Origin of the sequence: Pseudomonas sp. SC11 (assembly GCF_047039205.1) — a bacterium.
Taxonomy (GTDB): domain Bacteria; phylum Pseudomonadota; class Gammaproteobacteria; order Pseudomonadales; family Pseudomonadaceae; genus Aquipseudomonas; species Aquipseudomonas boreofloridensis.
On record NZ_CP178183.1, the window covers coordinates 2,591,907 to 2,615,596 of the forward strand.

At 64.1% G+C, this 23,690-nt stretch carries 18 protein-coding genes, 2 pseudogenes and 1 riboswitch; of the genes and pseudogenes, 9 read left to right on the forward strand and 11 right to left on the reverse strand.

Features of this window, described 5'->3' with window-relative positions; all coding sequences use genetic code 11:
- Positions 1-66 precede the first annotated feature (66 nt).
- The 3 genes from ACK2SD_RS11540 to pgm all read left to right on the forward strand — a co-directional run bounded on the left by ACK2SD_RS11540 (position 67) and on the right by pgm (position 5,696).
- Positions 67-1,719: a VRR-NUC domain-containing protein gene (locus ACK2SD_RS11540; protein ID WP_412462187.1), complete on the forward strand. Its 1,653-nt coding sequence runs from the start codon at positions 67-69 to the stop codon at positions 1,717-1,719.
- On the forward strand, positions 1,716-3,974 hold the full coding sequence (locus ACK2SD_RS11545) for an ATP-dependent DNA helicase (protein ID WP_412462188.1): 2,259 nt from the start codon (positions 1,716-1,718) through the stop codon (positions 3,972-3,974). Before ACK2SD_RS11540 ends, ACK2SD_RS11545 begins: the two co-directional genes overlap by 4 nt.
- A gap of 84 nt (positions 3,975-4,058) precedes the next feature.
- Complete coding sequence (gene pgm / locus ACK2SD_RS11550; RefSeq protein ID WP_412462189.1) at positions 4,059-5,696, forward strand: phosphoglucomutase (alpha-D-glucose-1,6-bisphosphate-dependent); 1,638 nt, start codon at positions 4,059-4,061, stop codon at positions 5,694-5,696.
- A gap of 81 nt (positions 5,697-5,777) precedes the next feature.
- On the opposite strand, the gene ACK2SD_RS11555 is transcribed toward pgm, so the two are convergent.
- On the reverse strand, positions 5,778-6,476 hold the full coding sequence (locus ACK2SD_RS11555) for a pirin family protein (RefSeq protein ID WP_029613496.1): 699 nt from the start codon (positions 6,474-6,476) through the stop codon (positions 5,778-5,780).
- A 219-nt stretch (positions 6,477-6,695) separates the two neighbouring features.
- Here ACK2SD_RS11555 and ACK2SD_RS11560 point away from each other — a divergent pair, with 219 nt between their 5' ends.
- Positions 6,696-9,167, forward strand: coding sequence for a UvrD-helicase domain-containing protein (locus ACK2SD_RS11560; RefSeq protein WP_412462190.1), 2,472 nt, complete (start codon positions 6,696-6,698; stop codon positions 9,165-9,167).
- Between the two features lie 157 nt (positions 9,168-9,324).
- A complete protein-coding gene (locus tag ACK2SD_RS11565; protein ID WP_412462191.1) occupies positions 9,325-10,251 on the forward strand; it encodes an alpha/beta fold hydrolase in 927 nt (308 codons plus the stop codon).
- Between the two features lie 50 nt (positions 10,252-10,301).
- Here ACK2SD_RS11565 and ACK2SD_RS11570 read toward each other — a convergent pair whose 3' ends face one another.
- From ACK2SD_RS11570 to ACK2SD_RS11580, 3 genes are all read right to left on the reverse strand, one after another.
- Positions 10,302-10,604 carry a hypothetical protein gene (locus tag ACK2SD_RS11570; RefSeq protein ID WP_317871108.1) on the reverse strand — a complete coding sequence of 101 codons (303 nt, stop codon included), beginning with the start codon at positions 10,602-10,604 and terminating at the stop codon, positions 10,302-10,304.
- Positions 10,605-10,688: 84 nt separating this feature from the next.
- A complete protein-coding gene (locus ACK2SD_RS11575) occupies positions 10,689-12,041 on the reverse strand; it encodes a GntP family permease (protein ID WP_412462192.1) in 1,353 nt (450 codons plus the stop codon).
- 106 nt (positions 12,042-12,147) lie between these two features.
- Positions 12,148-12,687, reverse strand: coding sequence for a gluconokinase (locus tag ACK2SD_RS11580; RefSeq protein ID WP_039578034.1), 540 nt, complete (start codon positions 12,685-12,687; stop codon positions 12,148-12,150).
- Positions 12,688-12,883: 196 nt separating this feature from the next.
- On the opposite strand from ACK2SD_RS11580, the gene ACK2SD_RS11585 reads away from it, so the two are divergent.
- From ACK2SD_RS11585 to ACK2SD_RS11595, 3 genes and pseudogenes are all read left to right on the forward strand, one after another.
- Positions 12,884-13,903 (forward strand): LacI family DNA-binding transcriptional regulator, encoded by a 1,020-nt coding sequence (locus ACK2SD_RS11585; protein ID WP_412462193.1) that lies wholly within the window; start codon positions 12,884-12,886, stop codon positions 13,901-13,903.
- A gap of 218 nt (positions 13,904-14,121) precedes the next feature.
- Positions 14,122-14,751: pseudogene (locus tag ACK2SD_RS11590) on the forward strand (PAS domain-containing protein); the annotation flags it as partial.
- Positions 14,752-14,904: 153 nt separating this feature from the next.
- A pseudogene (locus tag ACK2SD_RS11595) lies at positions 14,905-15,336 on the forward strand (methyl-accepting chemotaxis protein); the annotation flags it as partial.
- Here ACK2SD_RS11595 and ACK2SD_RS11600 read toward each other — a convergent pair.
- From ACK2SD_RS11600 to ACK2SD_RS11625, 6 genes are all read right to left on the reverse strand, one after another.
- Positions 15,311-18,565, reverse strand: a complete 3,255-nt coding sequence (locus tag ACK2SD_RS11600; RefSeq protein ID WP_412462194.1) for a transporter substrate-binding domain-containing protein — start codon at positions 18,563-18,565, stop codon at positions 15,311-15,313. The pseudogene ACK2SD_RS11595 and the gene ACK2SD_RS11600 sit on opposite strands and share 26 nt — an antisense overlap.
- A 10-nt stretch (positions 18,566-18,575) precedes the next feature.
- Positions 18,576-19,190: a response regulator transcription factor gene (locus ACK2SD_RS11605; RefSeq protein ID WP_039578027.1), complete on the reverse strand. Its 615-nt coding sequence runs from the start codon at positions 19,188-19,190 to the stop codon at positions 18,576-18,578.
- Positions 19,191-19,443: 253 nt separating this feature from the next.
- Positions 19,444-20,196 (reverse strand): precorrin-4 C(11)-methyltransferase, encoded by a 753-nt coding sequence (gene cobM, locus ACK2SD_RS11610; RefSeq protein WP_342651397.1) that lies wholly within the window; start codon positions 20,194-20,196, stop codon positions 19,444-19,446.
- Between the two features lie 28 nt (positions 20,197-20,224).
- Positions 20,225-20,617 carry a cobalamin biosynthesis protein gene (locus ACK2SD_RS11615; RefSeq protein WP_412462195.1) on the reverse strand — a complete coding sequence of 131 codons (393 nt, stop codon included), beginning with the start codon at positions 20,615-20,617 and terminating at the stop codon, positions 20,225-20,227.
- On the reverse strand, positions 20,617-21,309 hold the full coding sequence (locus ACK2SD_RS11620; protein ID WP_412462196.1) for a CbtA family protein: 693 nt from the start codon (positions 21,307-21,309) through the stop codon (positions 20,617-20,619). Before ACK2SD_RS11620 ends, ACK2SD_RS11615 begins: the two co-directional genes overlap by 1 nt.
- 10 nt (positions 21,310-21,319) lie before the next feature.
- Positions 21,320-21,505 carry a CbtB domain-containing protein gene (locus ACK2SD_RS11625; RefSeq protein ID WP_039578008.1) on the reverse strand — a complete coding sequence of 62 codons (186 nt, stop codon included), beginning with the start codon at positions 21,503-21,505 and terminating at the stop codon, positions 21,320-21,322.
- A 96-nt stretch (positions 21,506-21,601) separates the two neighbouring features.
- Positions 21,602-21,819: riboswitch (cobalamin riboswitch) on the reverse strand.
- A gap of 160 nt (positions 21,820-21,979) precedes the next feature.
- Here ACK2SD_RS11625 and ACK2SD_RS11630 point away from each other — a divergent pair.
- Positions 21,980-22,711, forward strand: a complete 732-nt coding sequence (locus ACK2SD_RS11630) for a hypothetical protein (protein ID WP_412462197.1) — start codon at positions 21,980-21,982, stop codon at positions 22,709-22,711.
- 13 nt (positions 22,712-22,724) lie between these two features.
- On the opposite strand, the gene ACK2SD_RS11635 is transcribed toward ACK2SD_RS11630, so the two are convergent.
- Positions 22,725-23,609 carry an alpha/beta hydrolase gene (locus ACK2SD_RS11635; protein WP_039578006.1) on the reverse strand — a complete coding sequence of 295 codons (885 nt, stop codon included), beginning with the start codon at positions 23,607-23,609 and terminating at the stop codon, positions 22,725-22,727.
- Positions 23,610-23,690: the final 81 nt, after the last annotated feature.

The following is a 23,690-nucleotide window of genomic DNA, read 5'->3' on the forward strand; positions in this document are numbered from 1 at the left end:
GCTTGCCAGAATCCGTGATCTGTATGTATAACCAGTGCTTCTCCGTTCAGCTTCCGATCCTTCGCCGTGATTGCCCACTCCGTCGACGACCCGTTCTATTACCTGCACAACTTCCGGCAAGTGCTGCGTTGGGTCGAGCAACGCTATGCCGACCTGCTCGACGCCGAAGATCAGGCGTTTCTCGTACAGTTTGCAGGCCTGCCCCAGCCTGCCCAAGCCCTGTTAGTGCGCATGGTGATGCGCAAGGGCGAACTGTTTCGCGATGACCGCCTGCACTATGCCGAGATCGGCGACACCGCCCAGGCCCTGGCGCCGTTGCTGAGCCTCGGCTGGGTCTGTGCAGAGCCGGTACTGACGTTGGAGCAGTTGTTCGCGCTGCTGCGCAAGGACGAACTCGCGTGCTGCTTCGCCAATGACCTCAGCCAGCCCAAGGCCACCAAAGCGCGACTATTGGCTGAGCTGCAAGCGCTGGAGTTGGTCGAGCGCCCGTTGCACGCCTGGTACGCCGAGGCGCCGCTGCGCATCCTGCACTGGCGCCGGCAACCGTTGTGCGACCGTTTGCGCTTGTTGTTCTTCGGCAACCTGTATCAGGACTGGTCCGAATTCGTGCTGGCCGATCTGGGGCTGCTGCGCTACGAGCAGGTCAGCTTCAGCCGCGACTCGCGCGCCCTGCGCCAGCGCGCCGATGTCGATCTGGCCATGGCGCTGCACGCCTGCGCCGAGCGACTGGAGCAGGGCGAGGCGCCGGAGGGGCTGGTGCTGCTGTTGGGTCGTCTGGTCAGTGACAACCCTTGGCTGGCGCGGCGCCGCACCCGGTTGCTGTATGCCATCGGCCAGCGCTGTGAGCGCCTGGGTGACTGGGCGCAGGCGGCTGCGGTGTATGAAGGGCTCGCCCACCCGCAGGCGCGGATTCGTCGGGTGCGGGTGTTCGAGCGCAGCGAGCAGTGGGAGAGGGCGCATGCGCTCGCTCTGCACATGGCCCAGGCGCCGGCTAACCCGCTGGAGGTGCAGGCACTGGCGCGCATGCTGCCGCGCCTGAGCCGCAAGCTCGGCGGGCCACCGCATCGGCGCAGGGCTTCGGCGGTGCAGGAACTGATCGAGCTGCAATTGCCTCTGGACAGTGCCGGGCAAGGCGTCGAGCGTGCCGTGCGTGCGCATCTGCAGCAGTCCGGGGGCGAGGTGCACTATGTGGAAAACACCCTGTTCAACAGCCTGTTCGGCCTGCTGTGCTGGGAGGCAGTTTTCGCGCCGCTGCCCGGCGCCTTCTTCCACCCTTACCAAGCCGCGCCGCAGGACCTTCACGACGACGACTTCCAGACCCGCCGCGCCGCGTTGTTCGAGGCCTGCTTCGCTCAGCTCGACGACGGTCGCTATCGCCAGACCATCCGCGACCGCTTCGCCGCCAAATACGGCTTGCAGTCGCCCTTCGTGTTCTGGGCCGCGCTGAATGAAAACCTGATCGAGCAAGCGCTGGCCTGTGTGCCGGCGCAGCATCTGAAGCACTGCTTCGTGCGGCTGTTGCAGGACATTCGCAACAATCGCACCGGCATGCCCGATCTGATCCAGTTCTGGCCCGAACAGGCGCGCTACCAGATGATCGAGGTCAAGGGGCCGGGCGATCGTCTGCAGGACAACCAGTTGCGCTGGCTGGAGTTCTGTCGGGAGCACGCCATGCCGGTGGCGGTGTGTCATGTGCGTTGGTGCGAGGCGGTGGCGTGAGCCTGAGCGTGGCCGTCCGCGCACTGTGCGAGTTCGCCGCCAAGGTGGGCGATCTGGACCTGCGTTTCACCCCTTCGCCCACCGCCCAGCAAGGCATGGAAGGCCATCGACAGGTGGTTGCACGCCGCGACCCCGGCTATCAGTCGGAGGTGTCGCTCGAAAGCGAGTACCAAGGTTTGCGTGTGCGTGGCCGCGCCGACGGCTACGATCCGGTGCGCAATCGCGTGGAAGAGATCAAGACCCACCGTGGCGACTTGACCCGCCAGCCGGACAACCACCGCCAACTGCACTGGGCCCAGGCCAGGGTTTATGCCTGGCTGTTGTGTCAGTCGCGAGGGCTGGCGCAGATGGAAGTCACCCTGGTCTACCTGGACATCGACAGCGACCGCCAGACGCTTTTCAGCGAGCAGCTGCAGGCCGACGATCTGCAGCGTTTCTTCGAGACGCTGTGCCAGCGCTACATTGGCTGGGCCCAGGCCCAGCGCCTGCGCCAGGCCGAACGCAACCGCGACTTGCAACGTCTGGCGTTTCCTTACCCGCAGTTTCGCCAGGGCCAGCGCCAGTTGGCCGAAACCCTGTACAAGGCGGTCGCCACCGGGCGCTGTCTGATGGCCCAGGCCAGCACCGGCATCGGCAAGACGCTCGGTACGCTGTTCCCGCTGCTCAAGGCCATGGTTCCGCAGCAACTGGACAAACTGTTCTTCCTCACGGCCAAGACTCCGGGTCGGGCTCTAGCGCTCGATGCACTGCGCCAGATCAGCGCCGCTACCGCGCAACCTGGGCTGCGAGCGCTGGAGCTGATTGCCCGGGACAAAGCTTGCGAGTATCCCGACCGCGCTTGCCACGGCGAGTCCTGCCCACTGGCCAAGGGCTTTTACGATCGTCTGCCGGCGGCGCGCGAGGCGGCGTCGCACGTGCCGCTGCTCGATCGCGCCGCGCTGCGCGAGGTGGCCCTGGCCCATGAGGTCTGTCCTTACTACCTGGGGCAGGAGATGGCGCGTTGGGTTGACGTGGTGGTTGCCGACTACAACTACTACTTCGATGCCCACGCGCTGCTGTTCGGCCTGACCCAGCTCAACCAGTGGCGCGTGGCAGTGCTGGTGGACGAAGCGCACAACCTGGTCGAGCGCGGTAGGGCCATGTACAGCGCCAGTCTCGATCAGGGTCAGTTGATGGCGCTGCGTCAGCGCAAACCGGCCGGATTGACCACTGTGCTGGAGCGCCTCAATCGTCAATGGAACGCCCTGTACAAAGAGCAACAGGCCCCGTATCACGCCAGCGAGCCGGTCCCCGACGCCTTCATCAGGGCATTGCAGCAGTGTACCGGGGTGATCCAGGAGCACCTGGAACAGATGCCTGCCCAAGTCGATCCGCAGGTGTTGCAGTTCTATTTCCAGCTCCTGCAGTTCACCCGAGTGGCGGAGCTGTTCGATGAACACTTCCTGTTCGACATTCAACTGCGCAACGGCCCCCGGCGCCGGCGGCTGGCGACGCTGACGCTGCGCAATGTGGTGCCTGCGCGCTTGCTCGCACCGCGCATGGCCGCCGCGCGCAGCGTCACGCTGTTCTCGGCGACCCTCGGCCCGCGACGGTTCTATGCCGATCTACTGGGCATGCCCGCCGACACCGGCTGGCTGGAGGTCGCCGCGCCATTTCGTGCCGAGCAGCTACAGGTGCACATCGTCAGCCAAGTGTCGACCCGCTACCAGCAACGGCAGCGCTCCCTGGCCCCCATCGTCGAGCTGATCGCCGGGCAATATCATCGTCAACCCGGCAACTATCTAGCGTTCTTCAGCAGTTTCGAGTATCTGCAGCAGGTCGCTTCGCTGTTCGCCGAGCGGCACCCCGAGGTGACGCAATGGTGTCAGGCCCCGGGTATGGACGAGGCCGCGCGGGAAGCTTTCCTGGCGCGCTTCGTCGAGCAGGGGCAGGGTGTCGGCTTCGCGGTGCTCGGCGGTGCGTTCGGTGAAGGTGTGGACCTGCCCGGTACGCGTCTGATCGGCGCCTTCGTCGCCACCTTGGGCTTACCGCAGGTCAATCCGGTCAACGAACAGTTCAAGGCGCGCCTTGGACGTCAGTTCGGTGCCGGCTTCGATTACACCTACCTGTATCCGGGCGTACGCAAGGTGATCCAGGCGGCCGGTCGGGTGATTCGGGGGGAACAGGATCGCGGCGTGTTGTTTCTGATCGACGAGCGCTTCAGCGAACCGCGCGTGCAGCAGATGTTTCCCGCCTGGTGGCAGATCGCCGAGTGAGCGGCGTGTGGCCATCGCGCCGCCGTGCAACTCCCAGTACACTGCGCGTTCCAACACCTACATCCGTAGAACTCGAGGTTTTGCATGACGCTCAGTCCTTTGGCAGGCAAGCCGGCTCCCGCCAGCGTGCTGGTCGATATTCCCCGCCTGTTGACGGCCTACTACACCGGTCGCCCGGACGCCTCCATCGCCGCCCAGCGCGTGGCCTTCGGCACCTCGGGACACCGTGGCACTTCGTTCGAGCTGAGCTTCAACGAGCACCATGTGTTGGCCATCACCCAGGCGATCTGTCTGTATCGCCAGGAAAAAGGCATTGATGGCCCGCTGTTCATCGGCGCCGACACCCACGCCTTGTCAGCCCCGGCTGCCGCCAGCGCGCTGGAAGTCTTGGCGGCCAATGGCGTGCAGGTGCGGCTGTCCAAAGATGACGAATACACCCCGACACCGGCGGTGTCCCACGCCATTCTCTGCTACAACCGCGGGCGCCAGCAGGGACTGGCCGACGGTATCGTCATCACCCCGTCGCACAATCCGCCCCAGAGCGGCGGCTTCAAGTACAACCCGCCCAACGGCGGACCGGCCGACAGCGATGTGACTAAGTGGATCGAAGCCAAGGCCAATGAACTGCTGGCGGCCGAGCTGGCCGGCGTCAAACGCATCCCCTACGCCCAGGCGTTGCAGGCCGCGACCACCGAGCGCCATGACTACCTTGGCAACTACGTCGCCGACCTGGAAAACGTCATCGACTTCGAGGTCATTCGCAACGCCAAGCTGCGCCTGGGCGTCGACCCATTGGGTGGCGCTGGCGTGCGCTACTGGTCGGCCATCGCCGAGCTCTATGGCCTGGATCTGGAAGTGGTCAACACCGAGGTCGATCCAACCTTCCGCTTCATGAGCGTCGACTGGGACGGGCAGATCCGCATGGACCCATCCTCGCCCCACGCCATGCAAGGCCTGATCGGCTTGCGCGAGCGCTTCGACGTGGCGTTCGCCTGCGACCCGGACCACGACCGCCATGGCATCGTCACTGCTGACGGGCTGCTGCAGCCGAACAACTACCTGGCCGTGGCCATCGACTATCTGTTCCGTCATCGCCCGCACTGGCGTCACGACGCAGCCGTCGGCAAGACCGTGGTGAGCAGTGGGATGATCGACCGGGTCACCGCTCAACTGGGCCGTGAGCTCTACGAAGTGCCAGTGGGCTTCAAGTACTTCGCCCAAGGCCTGTTCGAAGGCACGCTCGGCTTTGGCGGCGAGGAAAGTGCCGGCGCCTCGTTCCTGCGCCTGGACGGCAGCGTCTGGGCCACCGACAAGGACGGCCTGATTCCAGCACTGCTGGCGGCCGAGATGACCGCCCGCACCGGACGCAACCCGAGCCAGGCCTACGCTGACCTCACCGCCACCCTGGGCAAACCCTACGCCACCCGTGTAGAGGCCAAGGCCGATGCCCGGCAAAAAGCGCTGCTGAGCAAGCTGGCGCCCGAGCAGGTCACGTCCACCGAGCTGGCAGGCGAAGCCATCGAGCAGATTCTCAGCCACGCGCCTGGCAACGGTCAGGCCATCGGTGGTCTGAAGGTGATGACCGCCAATGGCTGGTTCGCCGCACGTCCATCGGGCACCGAGGACATCTACAAGATCTACGCCGAAAGCTTCATCGACGAAGCGCACCTGCAGCGACTGGTACAGGAAGCGCAGGTCTTGGTGGATGCCGCGATCCGCTGAAGCCGCTGATGCATGAGCGTCAACAAGAATCCGAGGACTGCCTGGCAGCCCTCGGATTCATGCATTCAGGAGGATTGAACCTCAGGCAACATCCACCAGCACGATCTCGCTGTCTTCGATCGCCGTGACCCGCACGACCCGTTCATCTTCGACGGCGACGCCATCTCGTGCATGGGCGCGCACGCCATTGACTTCGATCACACCCTTGGCTGGCACCAGGTAACCACGGCGCCCCTCATCGAATCGGTACTCGGCACTTTCGCCAGCGTGCAGGGTGGCCGCCACCAAGCGTGCATCGGCGCGGATGCGCAGGGTATCGCCGGGTTCCTCACGGCCGCTGGCCAAGGTGACGAAGCCTTCGCCACGCTCGCCTTTGGGAAACGGACGAGTGCCCCAGGACGGCGCTCCACCGACGTTCTCCGGCACGATCCAGATCTGGAAAATACGCGTGTCGACCGGCTCAAGGTTGTATTCGCCGTGAACGATGCCGGTCCCGGCACTCATCACCTGAACGTCCCCGGCTTCGGTACGGCCCTTGTTGCCCAGGTTGTCCTGGTGACTGATTGCCCCCTCACGCACGTAAGTGATTATTTCCATGTCCCGATGAGGATGGGGTGGGAATCCGCTGCCGGCCGCGATCAGGTCGTCGTTCCACACCCGCAGGTTGCCCCAGTTCATACGCTGCGGGTCGTAGTACTCGGCGAAGGAAAAGTGATGGTGGGCATCGAGCCAGCCATGATTGGCGTGGCCCAGGCTCTCGAAGGGGCGCAGTTGCAGCATGGTGGAGTCCTCGTTAATTCGTGATGGAGCCATGATGCGCCGATTGAATATCGAAATTAAGCGTAAATATCGACTCAGATTGATCGGCTGGGTTGATTAATAAATATGCTGTGCTTTCTACGTTTCATCGCCTAATTGCCTGATCTGCAAGCCGAAGCTGGTACTTTTCGGCGGATCGTTGGAACATGCTCGCCTGATTCGTTTAGCCCTGGAGAGACCGTGTCCCACGAGCAGCCGCCATCGTCGCCGCCCGACCTGACCCCGCCCGCGCAGTTGCCGTGGCTACGCCGCCTGGCTGCGCGCCTGTTGGGTCGCGGACTGAGCCGATTACAGGCGCAGCATCGCGATTCCTGGTTCCTGGGTCACGCCATTGGCCAGCGCAGCGGACACACCGACGGTGTGCGCGATGGCTACGAGCGTGGGCGCGCCGAAGGCTATGAAGCCGGGCGTCAGGTGCTGGTGATTCGTGACTGTCGCGATGACACGCCTGCTGTGCCAGGGCAGGACAACAACCTGTTCGACGATTGGCGTCTGTCGCTCACCGCCGACCTGAAAAAGCGCTTCAAGGCCGATGTCGCCCAGCGCCTGCCGGCCACCGCCCAGCCCAGTGCGGCGCAGTGGAAGCTGATCTTCAGCGACACGCCCAGCACCTGCGTGGTGGCCGGTGCGGGGGCGGGCAAGTCCACATCCCTGGTGCTGCGCATCCTGCTGCTGCGTCATTACCTGGGCTTCGAACTCGATGCCATGACCGTGGTGACCTTCACCCGGGAGTCGCGCAGGGACTTTATCAAGCGCCTGGTGCAGGTGTTCGGGCTGTGGCACGTCGAGATGTCACCGGCCACTGCCCGCGAGTTGGTGCGCACCTTCCACTCACGCATCCTGCAGCTGGTGCGCAGCCTGCCGGGCTTTTCCCAACTGCGGGCGTTCGAGACGCTGGGCAATGACCTGCCGGCAGGCAGCGAGGCGTTGGCAGAAAGTATCGCGTTCGACCTGCGCCTGAATGACGCCCAGCGCCAGGCCATGAACCTGTGCTACCGCGATCTGCTCGCTGAAAGCCCACGCTTCGCTGAACTGGTGGCCTCCTTGCGTCGCGAGGCGCTGCTGCTCAAACCGTTGGATCCGGACCATCCGGATGTGCAGAAGCGCGTGCAGGTCACCCAATTGGCTGCGCAGCGGGACGAAGAGTTGTGCGATGTGATCGAAGACCTGTGGTTCGCGGCCGGCGCCTGGCCCATCAAGGGCATCGAGCCGTGCCGTGAGACCGTGCAGATACGTGGGCAACGCTTTCACGTGCATGGGCGCCTCGCAGGGCAGGACACCTGGGTCGTGTTAGGCTTCGACCCCGGCGAGAGTGCTCAGTATCAGCGACCCGGCGCCAAACTTTCGGTGCGCGCAGAATGGTCGGTCAAGCGCACATTGCTTCAAGCTTTTTGCGACAAGCCCCTGATTTGGCTGGATAACTACGACAGCGCCAAACGGCTGGCCGGCACCCTCGCCGGGGATGCCGTCGCCGGGCCGGGGTTCGAGTTCAAGGTCAAGGGTGAACTGGCAGCGGCCCCTTTGCTCGACGCGTTCGTCTCCGCTGCCGGTTTCATCGAAAACCTGGGCCTCGATGTCGGGCGTGCGGTAGCGGACCTGAGCTTCCCGTCAGGCGATGCCGATGCGTCATTTTTCGAAGCGTTGGCGCTGTATTGGAAGGCGTTCGAAAACCATCTGCTGGGGATGTCGCCGCCGGTCATGACCTATAACCGCATGTTCGCGCTGTTCGGCGAGCTCAACCCGCAGAATCTGCGACTGCTGCCTGATACGCTGCTGCGTCCGATGGCTCACCTGATGCTCGACGAGTTCCAGGACGTCTCGCCACAGATCGTCAGTTGGCTGCGCGCCACACTGGCTGAAATCCGCCGGCGCGGTCCGAGTCTGACTACGGGGCGTACCGCGGCGCATTCTTCCTTGCTGTGCGTGGGCGACGACTGGCAGTCGATCTATGGCTGGCGCGGCAGCTCGCCCGATTACTTCATCGGCTTCACCCAGACCTTTCCATCACCTGCCAACACCCGTGTGTTGATGGTCGAGAATTACCGCAGCCAGCAGCACATCATCGACGCCGCCGAGCACTTGGTGCGTGGCGCGCCGGCGATCGGAGGCAAGAAAGCCAGGGCCAGCGGCGCCGCCGCCGAGCTGCCGCTGTCGGCCGTGAAGGTATTCGAGCGCGACGACGAGGCCATGGCCCGCACCGTGGCCGAGCACTACGAACAAGGGGAAAGTATCCTAATCCTGTTTCGAAAATCGTCAGATAAGACACTGATTTTAAAAAGTATTGATCAATTACTTAAGGTGGAGTCTGAACTGCCGGCTGACCGCCGGCGAATCCGCCTGCTGACCTATCACAGTGCCAAGGGGCTGCAAGCCGATACCGTCTTCATGCTTGGCGATTGCCAGTACCTCACTCGCTCACCCCACAAGAACCAGCTCTACCGTTTGGCAGGTTTGGCTCGCGATGGCGATGCGCAAGGCTACGACAATGCGCAGAAAGACGAAGTGCAGCGCCTGGCCTACGTCGGCGTCACCAGGGCGATCAGGCACTGTTATTGGTACGTGGAGCAACCGGATGGCGAGGCCAGGGCGCTGCCTAGCGCTGCGCGCAGGGTCGATGCCCGGCTGCCGTGTTTCGACGATCTGCGCGGATGAGCCGGTCGAGGCCAGGCGCTGTTGCGTGAACTGATTGGCGGCGTCGCGTCTGCCTAAGTGACGGTCGCGCTCGGGCCTTTGGCCAGTGCCCTGATGGTCCAAGGTGGTTCACTCGCCCGCGTTGTTTCGGACGTCGGGCCATGCCAGGGAGCGCGCCATGCCTACGCAGTCCATGCCCAAGGATTACCTGCTGGACCTCAACGGTATCGAGATGGCAGTCCGCACGTGGGGAGAGCAGGGAGCCATTCCGGTGCTCGCGCTGCACGGCTGGCTGGATAACGCGGCCTCGTTCGAGCGCCTGGCGCCGCTCATGGAGGACTGTTTCATCGTGGCCCCCGACCTGATTGGGCACGGTCGCTCCGATCATCGACGCGAAGACAGCGGGTACTACCTCTGGGAGCATGCCGAAGATGTTCTGGCATTGGTCGATCGCCTGGGGCTTGGGCCTTTCCATGTTGTGGCGCACGGCATGGGCAGTGGCATCGCCTCGATACTCGCCCTGCTCACCAGCACTGTCGTCAGCATGACCTTTCTCGACGGCATGGGAGTTCCCTTCACCGTCGATGAGGGCGAGCGGCTGCCGCATCTGGCCCGCGCCTATCGGCTCAAGCGCATGGTGCAGCGCAGCCAAGCGGGCAGCACCGAGCCGTTGTCGGGCAGTAGATTCGAGAACCTCGAGCAAGCCATGGGACAGCGTCGCGACCGATTGGGCGCTGAGGTATCCGAGGAGGCAATCAGGGTACTGGCTCAGCGAGACCTGCTGCAGACGGGCGATGGCTATCGCTGGCGCCATGATGAACGGCTGGCGCTCCCGGAAAGCATGCCCTTGACCGAGAAAGAGGCGTGCAAGCTGCTCCAGCAGATTCACTGCCCGTTGTACCTGATTCTGGCCCGCCAGGGCATGTGTGCAGGCCCCGTGTTCAACCGCCGTAAATCCGCCTTGCCCGCTCATGCGCAGGTGTCGTGGTACCCGGGTGGGCACCATTTTCACCTCGATGAACCTGAGCGAGCCTTGGCCGAGCAGATAGGGCGGATTCTGGCGCGCCATGAAGGCGCGCCAGTACTGCGTCGCGTCAACGAGTGAGTATTGCTAGGCAGGCAGCGGTGTAGCGGGTTGCACCGCGTCAATGCCACTCAGCGATTGGCGCCGCCATCGCCCTGCGCGCCCGCGCCTTCTGACCCGGTTTGATCCATACCTGGCAGGTCAGCATCATCCTTTTGCTTGATCGACGGGCTTTCGCTCTCGGCGTTGGGCACACGTGGGTCGGTGTCCCGAGGCATGGGCTGCTGGATGGGATTGAGGGTGCTGTCCACCCCAGGCGCAGGGCCTGGGTTGTGCGGGTCGTCCGGGTAGGTGGTGCCAGTGCCGACGGCCATCGCCAGCGGTGAGCACAACAGGGCAGCCAGCAGGCAGGAACGGGTCAGGGATCGCTTCATGGGGCAAACTCCTTTGCGCAGAACAGGGCGTGTTTCCCTTGGGCCCTGTCATGCGCGGCAAGGTGCCATTATCCCGACCGACGGTCAGACAACCGTCGACAGCAACATGATGAAGATGATGCCGACCACCGAGAGGAGGGTTTCCATCATGCTCCAGGTCTTGAAGGTTTCAGCGACGGTCATGTTGAAGTACTGCTTGACCAACCAGAAGCCGGCGTCATTGACGTGGGAGAGGATCAGCGAGCCGGCACCGGTGGCCAATACCAACAGCTCACGGTTGACCCCAGGCACCAGCTCGATCACCGGCGCGACGATGCCGGCGCCGGTGATGGTGGCTACCGTCGCCGAACCGGTGGCGATACGAATCACTGCGGCCACCAGCCAGGCCAGCAGGATCGGTGAGATTTCGGCTTGGACCGCCATCTGCCCGATCACGTTGCCGACGCCGGTATCGACCAGCATCTGTTTGAAGCCGCCCCCGGCGCCGACGATCAGCACGATGGCTGCGGTGGGCGCCAGGCTGTGGTCGAGCATCTCCATGATCTGCTGACGGCTGAAGCCGCGCGCCGAACCGAAGGTATAGAAGGCCAGCAGCAGGGCAGCGAGCAGGGCGGTGATCGGGTGCCCGATCAGGTCCATCCATTGGCGCACGATATGGTCGGTCGGCAGCACCACGTCGGCGAAGGTCTTGAGCAGCATCAGCGCGACCGGCAACAGCACGGTGACCAATGTGATGGTGAAGCTGGGCAGGTTCTTCTGGTCCGATTCGCGGGCGATCTGGTCCATCAGTTCCTGGGAGGGGTTGCCGGGGATGTAGCGCGAAATGAAGTTGCCGAACAACGGGCCGGCGATCACGGCAGTGGGCAGTGCTACCAGCAGGCCATAGAAGATTGTCTTGCCGATATCGGCGTGGAAGATGCCGATCGCCAGCAGCGGTCCCGGATGCGGCGGCACCAGGCCGTGCACCACTGACAAACCCGCCAGCAACGGGATGCCGATCTTCACCAGCGATACGCCCGAGCGGCGCGCGACGATGAATACCAGCGGGATCAGCAGCACGAAGCCGATCTCGAAGAACAGCGGGATGCCGACGAGGAAGGCGGCGAACATCATCGCCCAGTGCACCTTTTGCTTGCCGAAGGCGCGGATCAGCGTCTGCGCGATCTGGTCGGCGCCGCCGGAGTCGGCCATCAGCTTGCCGAGCATGGTGCCCAGCGCGAGGACGATGCCGACGAAGCCGAGCACGCCGCCGAAGCCGTCCTGGAACGATTTCATGACCTTGGCCACCGGCATGCCCGAGGTCAGGCCGAGAAAACCGGCAGCCAGGGTCAGGGCGACGAAGGGGTGGACCTTGAAATGGGTGATCAGCAGGATCAGTCCGACGATGGTGACCAGCGCGTCGAGCAGCAGGTAGGTATCAGTAGCCAGTCCGAACATGGGAGTCTATGCCTCGGTCTTGTCGTTGTTGTAGTGGCGGAGCAGGGTAGGTCTTGAGTGCAAGGCATCAAGACAGCGCTATCTTTGGTGAGCCGGAAAACCGCACTCAGGCGGTTCGCGCCAGGCTCCGCTCACCGCAGGGCTTTAGCCAGTCGTTCACACGCTCGGCCAGCGCGGCGATCGGACGTGTGGCATCCAGCGCAAGCGTGAGGGGTTCGCCGTGAGGCGGCTCGAGGGCCGCGAACTGGCTGTCGATCAGGCTGGCGGGCATGAAGTGGCCGGGGCGGGCCAGCACGCGGCGCTCGGCTTCCTCGGGGCTCAGCTCGAGAAATACGAAGCCAAGGCCCGGCATGGCCTGGCGCAACGTTTCACGATAGCGGCGCTTGAGCGCGGAGCAGGTGAGGATGGGGCGCTCGCCGGCCTTGACGATGGCCTGCAGTTCTTCGCCCAGGCGCGTCAGCCAACCGGCGCGGTCGTTGTCGTCCAGGGGAATACCGGCGCTCATCTTGCGGATGTTTTCGGCAGGGTGGAAAGCATCGCCTTCGATCAGGCGACCGCCGCTTCGGGCCGCGATGGCCGAGCCGACGCAGCTTTTGCCGCAGCCTGCCACGCCCATGACCACGATGGCGCAAAGGGAAGGGTTCATCGGTACCTCCTGCGGGGTAAGACAGCGCTGTCTCACGCTCGACGAGCCGTGGTGCAGGCGCCACCCTCCCGGGTGTTATTGATTTTGTGATACGCAGTTCGGACTGCTGCAACGATTGAGGCGTTGCCTGCATCCTGAGACAGCGCTACCTTAGAGACCGTTCCCCCTTTCTGCAAGTAGTAAAATTACAACATCCATGACCCGCATCGGCTCCCGCACCACCGGTCGTCCCACCCTGGCCGAAGTCGCCAGATTGTCCGGGGTTTCCCCGATCACCGCTTCGCGCGCGTTGCGCGGCGTCAGCACCGTTGCCCCGGCGTTGGTGGAAAAAGTCGTGGCAGCGGCCGCGAGCCTGGGCTACGTGGCCAATCCCGCCGCACGCGCCCTGGCTTCGGCGCGCAGCCACTCGGTGGTGGTGCTGATTCCGTCGTTGTCCAACCAGTTGTTCATCGACACCCTCGAAGCGATCCATGAGGTGATGCGTCCGCGTGGCCTGGAAGTGCTGATCGGCAATTACCACTACGATGTCGGCGAAGAAGAGAACCTCATCCGCAATTATCTGGCCTACCAGCCCTGCGGCATCCTGCTGACCGGCTTCGAGCGCAGTGAGGCCTCGCGGCAGATGCTCGCGGCCAGCGGCGTGCCTTGCGTGCACATGATGGAACTGGGCGGTGAGCCGGGCGATTTGTCGGTGGGTTTCTCCCAGCAGTGCGCCGGTCGCGCCGCCGCCGAGCATTTGATCGCCCGTGGTCGGCGGCGTCTGGCCTTCATCGCGGCGCAGTTGGACCCGAGGGTGATGCAGCGCGCCGAGGGTTTCCGGCAGGCCCTGCGCGAAGCCGGGCTGGCCGCACCGACGCTGGAGGTGCTCGATCCGCAGCCGTCGTCCATTGGCCTGGGCGGCGAATTGTTCAGTCGTCTGCTGGAACAGGCGCCGGATGTGGACGGGATTTTCTTCTGCAATGACGACCTGGCTCAAGGCGCTGTGTTGCAAGCCCTTCGCCAGGGTATCGAGGTGCCTCAGCAGGTGGCCATGGTCGGCTTCAATGACCTGCCGGCCTCGGCGCACATGGTGCCGCGACTGACGTCCATCCGAACCCCGCGCGCCGCCGTGGGGCGCCATGCTGCCCAGGCGCTGCTGAACCTGCTCGACGGAAAGCGTGTGGTCGATGAGCGCCAGGACATGGGCTTCGAACTGGTCGTGCGGGAGAGTTCCTGAACCCCCACTGCAGTCATCGGGACACTGGACAAACGGCGATGCCGCATCGCTTGCATGGTGCCAATTCCGTTATATGCTCTGCACATTCCCGCCCATACAAGGAGGTTCGGCGCATGTTCGGTTTTCAGCGCAAGTCCGATTCGATGCACAACGAGCGCTGCCGGGAGGCGTTGGCTGCGGTGCAAGCCAAGCTGGCCGCGATCAGCCGGTCGATGGCCATGATCGAGTTCTCCGTTGACGGCGTCATCCTCCAAGCCAATGCCAAGTTCTGTGCTGCAATGGGCTACACGGTCGATGAGATCCTCGGCCAGCATCATCGCCTGTTCTGCGAGCCCGAGTACGCCAAGAGTGCCGAGTATCAGCAACTGTGGCACGAACTGAGTCAGGGCAAGGCCATCAGCGGCACCTTCGAGCGCCTCGACAAGGCGGGCCGCGAGGTGTGGCTGGAGGCAAGTTACATGCCGGTGCTCGACGAGCAGCAGCAGGTGACCAGCGTGATCAAAGTGGCGGCCGATGTCACCCAGCGCTCCCGTGAATCCCATGAGCGCGAGAGCCTGCTCCAGGCCATCGGGCGCTCGATGGCGGTCATCGAATTCACCCCCGAAGGGCGGGTGATCGCCGCCAACCAGAACTTCCTCGACACCATGGGCTATCAGCTCGATGAGGTGGTCGGACGCCACCATGGTCTGTTCTGCCACCCCCATGAGCGTGAATCGGAGCAGTACCGACAGTTCTGGGCATCGCTGAACCGCGGCGAGTACCATTCCCACCGCTTCGAGCGCATCGATAGACAAGGCCGGACAGTGTATCTGGAGGCTTCCTATAACCCGATGTTCGACAGCAAGGGCCGCCTGTACAAGGTGGTCAAGTTCGCCAGCGATATCACCGACCAGATCAGCACCCAGCAGAGCGCAGCCGAGGCCGCCCATGCCAGTTCGGTGCAGACCGACGCTTGCGCGCGCAAGGGCACCGAGGTGGTGCAACAGGCCGTGCAGGTGATCGAGCAGATCTCCGTCGAGCTCAACGACGCCGCGCGCAGCATCGACGCCGTGAGTCGGCAGTCAGAGGTGATCGGGCAGATCGTGTTGACCATTCGCGGGATCGCCGACCAGACCAACTTGCTTGCGCTCAATGCAGCCATCGAGGCGGCGCGGGCCGGGGAGCATGGTCGAGGGTTTGCGGTGGTCGCCGATGAAGTGCGCAGCCTGGCGGCACGCACCAGCAAGGCGACGCTGGAGATCGTCGAGGTGGTGCGCCAGAACCAGGATCTGTCGTTGACTGCAGTTGCCAGCATGCAGTCGAGCCTGTCACGCACAGGCATGGGCGTTGAGTTGGCCAATGAAGCCGGCACGGTGATCATGGAGATCCAGCAGGGCTCGCGGCATGTGGTCGATGCCATCAGCCAGATCAGTTCGACCCTGCAATTGCATTGAGCCCTTGGCGCAGTTCCAGCGCCAGCCCCTGCAGATTCGTCTCCAGGCGCCGTAGGTGCTCGGCGCTGGGGCTGTCATCGGCGAGGGCCTGTTCCAAGGCCTCGCAGTCGCGGACCACGCCACGCACCTTGAGCATGCGCGCGCCGCCCTTGATCCGATGGACCAGCGCTTTCAGCTCGGCAGGAGCGCTGTCGGGTGTGAGCGCGCGCAGGGCTTGGAGATCTTCGGCGGTGCTGCGTGCAAGTTGTTCGAGCAGGCGCCGGGTGAGACTGGCGTCGTCCTGGGTCAGGTGACGCAGTTGAGCAAGGTCGAAACCGCTTTCCGGGCGATCAGGCGTACGCGCGGGCGCCTGTGGCAGATGGGCCTTGAGCAGCTGCAGGCCGATGGGTTTGAACAGGCAGTCGTTCATGCCGTCGGCCAGGCATTGCGCTCGCGCTTCGGCCTGGGCATTGGCCGTGATCCCCAGAATGGTGCAAGGCGATAGGCCGCGTTCGCGCTCCAAGGCGCGGATGCGACGCGTCAATTCATGGCCGTCCATCACCGGCATGCTGCAATCGGTGAGCACCACGTCGAAATCCTCCGCTTGCCACAGGACCCACGCCGCCTCACCGTTTTCCGCGAGGCTGACGTGGTGACCGAGGCTATGCAGTTGCTTTTCCAGGAGCATGAGATTGGCGGGGTAGTCGTCAGCCACCAGGATGCGCAAGGGGTTGCCACCGACGACTTCGATGGGCAAGGCTGAGCCGCTGCTGGGCACGGGGGGGGCGCTCTGTAGCCTGAGTCTGACCTCGACCCGCGTGCCGACGCCTTCCAGGCTGTGCAAATGCAGTTCGCCTGCCATGAGCTGGCACAGGGTTCGGCTGATGATCAGGCCCAGTCCTGCACCGTGACGTACGCGCTGGCTGTCGAGCTGGCCGAAGGCTTTGAACAGCCGCGCCTGGTCCGGCTGGCTGATGCCGATGCCACTGTCCTGCACCTGCAGTTCGACGCGCAGCCAGCCCTCGGCGTCGGGTTCGGTCCAGAGCCGGACATCGACCTGACCCTGGTCGGTGAACTTGATGGCATTGCTGATGAGGTTGGCGATGATCTGGCGCAAGCGCACCGCATCGACGCTGACCCAGGTCGGCGCGTCTGGCAGGCTGGCCTGCAGCGCCAGACCCTTCAGGCGTGCATTGGCCTCGAATGCACGCAGCACGGACCTGACCAGCTCGACCAGGTCGGCGGGAACGGGTTGCAAGGTCATATGGCCGGATTCGATCCGTGAAATATCGAGAATGTCGCCAATCAGCTCGAGCAGGCCACGCGCTGCATCATGCGCGGTTTGCAGGCCCTGCGGATCGCTGCGGCTTTCGCGGTGATCGTTCAGCGCCAGCTCCAGCAAACCCATGATGGCGTTCATCGGCGTGCGAATTTCGTGACTCATGATCGCCAGAAAACTGCTCTTGGCCTGGCTTGCGCGCTCTGCCTCCTCCTTGGCCAGACGTAATTGCTCGAGCAAGCTGCGACTGAGCGTCAACTGGGTCTGCAATGCCTGTTGCGCCTCGCTGCGCTGGTGGATGAGCTTGCGCAGGTAGCCATTCCAGAACACCACGCCGGCCAATAGAACCGCCGACAGCACCAGCACTTGCAGGGCCAGTGAACGGTAGTTGCCCCACAGGCTATCGCTGGCGATGGTGCTGGTGCGCCAGCGGTTGATCAACTGGTCGAGTTCGTCCGGTGGAATGCTCAGCAGCGCCTTGTCCAGGATCGATTGCAGCACGGGCAGATCCGGTGACACGGCAAACGCAGCGACGGACTGTTCGTCGTCTTGCAAGCCAGCGATGCGCAGCTTGTCCTTGAACACGTGGGTGAGGTAATAGGCCGCGGCGATCTGGCTGATGAGCGCGACATCGGCTTCGCCCTTGGCCACCGACTCCATCATGGTCAGCGCGTTGTCGCTCTCGATGACACTGGCCGCAGGGTAGCGTTGCAGCAGCGCCACATGCGGGGAGGCGCCGCGCACCAGGGCGATGCGCTGATCGTCCAAGCGCTGTGTCAGCGGTGCGTTGCGGCGGACAACACGCACGGTCGGGCTGATCAGATAAGGGCGAGTGAAGCGCACCCGCGAGGCACGTTCGCGACTGTAGTCGAGCGCACCGGCCATGTGTGCGGCCCCCCTTGCCACCTCGTCGACCATGGCCGCCACTGAATCGCGCTCGACGATTTCGAAGCGCAGCCCGGTGCGCAGGCTGATCTGCTTGAGCACTTCCAGGGTGATGCCGGTTGGTTGCTGTTGGCTGTCATTGAAGGTCAGGGGCGCCAGGCTGGGATTGACCAGCACCTGCAGCGTCGGCGCCGTGACCAGCCACTGTTGCTCCTCGGCAGTGAGCGTGGCCAGACGACGTTGCAGCAGCAGGCTGGTGTTGCCGCTGGACCAGCGGCGCAGGATGTTCAGGCGTTCGCTGTCGGTGATGCGCTCCAGTGCCTGATCGACCAGCTTCAGCAGCCTGACGTTGTGCTGGTCCAACGCGAAGGCGAAGCTGCCGGCGGGCGTCGGCACGAAGTGATCGATGCGCACCAGACCTTGGTAGGCGCGGCCGATGGCATAGTCCGAGCTGATCGCATCGCCGATATAGGCGTCGGCACTGCCCAGCGCCACGGCGCTCAGGCCGGCCTGGGTCGAGCGGTAGAGCTGTAGTCGAGCCTGGGGGTAAAGCGCACGCACCGTGCTGGCAGGCACATAGTGATCGACCATGGCCAAGGTCATTCCGGCCAGGCTTTGATCGTCGAGTTGAGGGCGGTCCTGGCGGGTCACGATCACCGGCAGATCGTCGGCGTAGGGGTGGCTCAGTGCAAGGCCGCCATCTTCCGCCTCGAAGCCGTTGGAACTGCCGAGCAGATCGATCTGGCCGCGCCGTAGTGCATCGATGGCCTCTGTACGGCTAGCGAAGCGCCGCACCGTGATCGGAATGCCCAACTGCTCGCCGATCAGGCCGGCATAGTCGGCGCTCAGGCCTTCGTAGTCCTGCGGGCTGACGTTGATTTCAAACGGTGGATAGTCGGGCTGGGAGCTACCCAGCACCAGCACCTTGCGCTCATCGAGCCATTGCCGATCGTCCTGACTCAACACCAGCGCAGGACTGGCACTGAGCGAGCGGGCCAGCAGTTGACGCGGCTGGCTGTCCGCCAGGGCGGCTGCCGACACTGTGAGCGTCAGTATCAGCAACAGTCTGCGCAGCCAGGGCGTCATGGGCGCGGGCTCAGGTGATGTTGTTGCGTTTGGCCAGATCGACCATTTCCACCAGCGACTCGGTCTTGAGCTTGTCGCCGATCCGGCCACGGTAGGTGCTGATGGTCTTGGCACTGAGGTTCATGGCGGTGCCGATGTACTTGTTGTTTTCCCCGCGTGAAAGCCGGCGCAGCACTTCCATCTCGCGGTTCGACAGACTGTTCAGGCGCACCGTCTCCGACTCCAGCGTGTTGCTGTTGACCGACATCTGCGGAAACGTCGAATACCCCTTGACCAAGGCCTTGAGCGCGAACAGCAGGGCGTCGAGATCTTCGTCTTTGTTGACGAAGGCCGCGATGCCGGCATCCAGGCAGCGGCGTACGTACAGCTCGGAAGATTGCCCGGTCAGGACCATGATCTTCGGCGCCGGCTCCAGCATCTGCAGGCGCTTGATCACCTCCATGCCGTCCAGCCCCGGCAGACCGATATCGAGGATCACCACCTTGGGTGAGAGCTGACGCGCCATTTGCACGGCCTCGATCCCGTTTCCGGATTCGCCGACCACCTCGAAGCGTTCGCGCTCGAGCAGAATGCGCACGGCCAGGCGGACGGTTGGGTGATCATCGACCATCAGTACGGTGGTCATGGGCAAGCTCCTGTAAGAATTTATGTTCGTTCCTGGCATTACCCAGGAATGCGTCTGTAGGGCCAATCTGGCTGCGCGCACGATACGTCCATCAGAACGCTTTGATAATGGCGAGTATAGGCGTGTGGAAAAAGCCGCCACAGGATGTAGATATTCCCTACAAAAGCGGCTGAGGATGTGGGATTGAGATGACGCTCGCGGCGAGCGCTATCGCGAGCGTGTAGGGCGCGGCCTAGGCAGGGAAGGCGCCCGGTCAGCTGAGCGGCCGGTAGAGGTGGGCGTGGCCTGCCCGGTAGAGCGCCGATTCAGAGAACGGTGCATCGCCCAGGACATGGCCGACCAGAATCAGCGCGGTACGCCGAAAACCCTTCGCTGCCACACCCTCGACAATATCGGCGAGTGTGCCGCGCACCCAGTCCTGATCCGGCCAAGTGGCCCGGTGGACCACGGCAACCGGGCAATCGGCGCCGTAATACGGCAGCAGTTCGGCGACGATCTTCGGTAGGTGACGCACACCCAGGTGGATCGCCAGCGTGCTGCGATGGCGTGCCAGGTCAGCCAACTGCTCGCCAGCGGGCATGGGCGAGGCATCGGCGTAACGCGTGAGGATCACCGTCTGCGCCACATCGGGCAGCGTCAGCTCGCAGCCGAGCAAGGCGGCGCTGGCGGCCGTGGCGGTGACGCCCGGGATGATCTGGTAGTCGATCCCCAGTTCGCGCAGATGGCGTATCTGCTCACCGATCGCCCCATACAGGCTCGGGTCGCCACTGTGCACGCGAGCCACGTCCAGGCCTTGCTGGTGGGCATCGTGCATGGCGTCGACGATCTGCTGCAGATGCAGTTCGGCGCTATTGAGTACGGTGCGAGCGCTATGGCCCTCGAGCACCGCTGCCGGTACCAGGGATCCCGCGTAGATGATCACCGGACATTGGCGGATCAGGCGCTGGCCCTTGACCGTTATCAGCTCGGGATCGCCGGGGCCGGCCCCGATGAAGTAGACCGTCATGAGACTTCCTTGGGTAGGAGAAGCAGTGCTAGCCGTTGCAGGCAATTGCCAGGGTAGCGCTAGCGAACACTTGGCGGGAAATGCGCAGGCGCGGCTGATCCCCCTGACCGCCGGCCAGTGCCAGTGCCGCGCTTTCGGCGACGCCCCAGCAGCCCGTGGTTTTGTGGGATATTTCTGAGCGGTGGCTGAGCTGGTTCAGGAAGGGCCGCAGTTGTTGCGCGTCGTAGCACACCAGAGGCAGGGCCAGGCGCCGTGACAGCGCACTGAGACCCGGCTCATCGGCCTTCAACGCAATACTGGCAATTCCGCGCACGGCCGTGATGGCCAGGCCGTGGGCCGCGAGGCTGCGCCGTAGCAGGTGCTCCAGCACCTCGACAGAGCAGCCTCGGCGGCAACCGAAGCCTGCGTACAGCGCGCTCATCAGGCCTGAGCGGAACGACGGTAGAGCCAGGCGCTGAGCAGGCCCAACGCAATCCAGAACGCCGCGTTGGTCAACCAGGAGGCCACTTTGAATTGCGCTTCGAGTGCTTCGGGCGCCAGGCTCTCGTGTATCTCGGGCTGAGGGGCACCGATCAGGTGGGGAACGACCAGCAGCGCGGCGCCCAGTACCTTGACCAACCAATGCCGGGCAAACACCAACAGGGCCAGGCCCACGGCTGTGGCCGCTGCGGTGCCGATCCACCAGGTCTGGCGCTGGCCCAGGTCGGCAGCGGCCGTGCCCGGCAGCTCCGGCGGCAGGCCCAGCGTCGGTGCCAGGCAGAACACTGCGAAGCCGCCCAGGCCCCACAGGGCACCCGTGCTGACGCGCCCCGGCTCGCGCAGGCTGTACAAGGCGGCGAGGATCAAGGCGAACCCGACCGCCACCACCAGGTTGCCGCCGGTGGTCGATAACACACGCTGCCAGCCATCTTCCGGAGACCAGGCTTCGCTGTCGTGCTCATGGGCAGCCACGGCTTGGCCTGCAGCGTGCTCATGCTGTTCGGCCGGGGCTGCGCTTTCGTAGGTTTCGGCCTGAAGAATCAACGGGGCCACCCAGAAGCTCTGCAGCAGGGTCAGCAGCAGGGCAGCGAGCAGGCCACTGAAGCCTGCGGTGCGGGCAATACGCGTAATCATCGCTGGGCCCTCAATGGCAAGGGAAGGCGGCGCTGTGGCGGGTGTCGTGGGCCGCGTTATGCACGGCCTCCAGGTGCGAGAACCCGGCGAAATAGACCAGGCACAGGCCCAGCAGACTGGCACCGATGGCGACCACCAGGCGTTGGCTGAGACTGACGGGCGTGGCAATGCTGTGTTTGGCGCTGGTGACGGACATGACGCATTCCTCTGCTTTTTTCATGGCGACAGCAAGCGCGGCGAGCCCGGAGCGACAACGTCCAGGAATCGGCAACAGCGCCCGCCCACCGCGGGGTGTGATGACTGAACGTCGGGCCGGTCTCCGGGCTGGCGAGCAGAAGCAAGGCCTCCAACAGCAGCGTCACCTTCCCATGCCTTGGACACAGTGGATCAGACGCTCGCTCGCTTACCGTTGCGGGGGCAGCACCGGACTGATCGAACCCTGGAATGGGCCTCGACGCACCGGTTTCCCGTTTCACCCCTGCAAGGGGCACCCAACGTAAGGGCGTAAGCAGATCACGGTCATGCGCGCGCCGTCAATTCTTGTTACCAAATACCCTCGCCATGGACGGGCTTTGTGCACAGGCGTCGCACTTTTTTACATTTGCAGGCTCTATGCAGGGCCTGGCTGCGCCGATTCCCGGCTTGGCCGCTGACCCGGACCACGGTGCCGATGCCTGTTCCTGCTCTTCGTCATGGCGCTCGCCTGTTGCTGGTGGGCACGTTGATCACCCTGTGCGCGTGTACTCGCCAGCAGGGTCAGGATGTCTTCACCCAGTTGGGCAATGGCCATCCCAGCGAACTGTTCCAGACCAGCGTCGACCGCATGGCGACCCTGTCGATGCGTGACAACCTGCAGAGCCTCTATCTGCTGATGAACAAGCTGTACCTGCGCAACCCCAACCAGTGGCGTCAGTCCGGCTACCTGGACGCTGCCACCGCCGAGCGGCAGATCCGCCAAGCCATCGAGCAGCGCCAGCCGCTGGCGCAACTGGGCCAACGCCGTGACCTGGCTGCCCTGAGCTATGCCTTGAGCCCCGAGTTTCGCGGTGACCGGGTGGGCGCCTTCATCTATGCCATCGGCAGCATGCTGGTGACCGCCCATGGCGGGCGCACCGAGTTCTACATGACCGACGCCATCGATCCATTGTTCGTCAACAACGCCGCGCGCAACATCGAGAAGGCTACCTGGATGCTCAGCCAACGCCAGGACGCCAACGGCGTGCTGCTGTTGTTCTCCAATGAGATTTCCGAGGAGGGTAGCAACCTGAGTTTCGCCGTGGAGTTCGGCAAGATCGTCGCGCGCCTGGACCTGCTGGCGCAGATGCTCGACGAGCGCTATCGGCGCATTGGCCTGAACTACGCCCAAAGCCTGTTGCTGATGAATTTCCTGCCCGTGCAATGAGCCGCAGGCGCCCCTACAGCAAGGCTTCGATTGCGCGCCGATAGCGCTGGCCCGCCAGGCTCATGCTGTTGTTGTGGGTCGCGCCGGGCACCAGCAGCAGTGCCTTGGGCTCCTGGGCGGCGTCGAACAGGGCCTGGCTGAAGCGCGGCGGCACGTAGCGATCGTCCAGGCCATGCACCAGCAGCACGGGCAGGCCGACCTCGCCGATTTTGCCCAGCGAGTCGAACTTCTGCGACAGCAACCAGCGCACCGGCAGGCTGGTATTGGCCACGGCAGCGGCGACGTCGCCAAGTGTCGTAAAGGTCGATTCCAGAATGAGGCCGCGTGCGGGCACTGGCGTGCCGTCGCTGCGGGCCTGCCGGGAAAGTTCGGAGGCCAGCTCAACCGCCACGGCGCCACCGAGCGAGTGGCCGAAGATCAAGCGCTTGCCCGGCACCGGCTGCAGTTGGGCAAAGCGGTCCCAGGCGATGCGCGCGTCTTCGTAGACCGTGGTTTCCGACGGCAGGCCGCCCCGGCTCTGGCCGAAGCCGCGGTAGTCCACCGCCAGTACCGAGTAACCCATGGCATGCAGTTGCTGGATGCGGAACAACTGGCCGGTCAGGTTCCAGCGTACGCCATGCAGATAAAGGATCGCCGGTGCATCCGCGCGTTTGGCAGGCCACCACCAGGCATGCAGGCTCTGCCCCTGGGTGAAGCTGCGCGCACGCAAGTCCAGCTCCTGTACGCCAGCCGGCAGGCCATGGAACCAGCTGGCTTGACCGGGTTCGATACGAAACACCAGCTCACGCTCTTTATGTTGCAGCACGGCGCAGCCCGCTGGCAGGCCGATCACCAGCAGGGCCACGGCCAGCCAAGTGAACCAGCGGCGTTTGAGATGAGAGAACAGGGTGGCGGTCATGAATAAGGTCGCAGGACAAGGCACCGAAGCGTTTTAGCAGAACCTCGCTGCTGGCTGTAGGAAATTTTCCCCGAGCGGTTC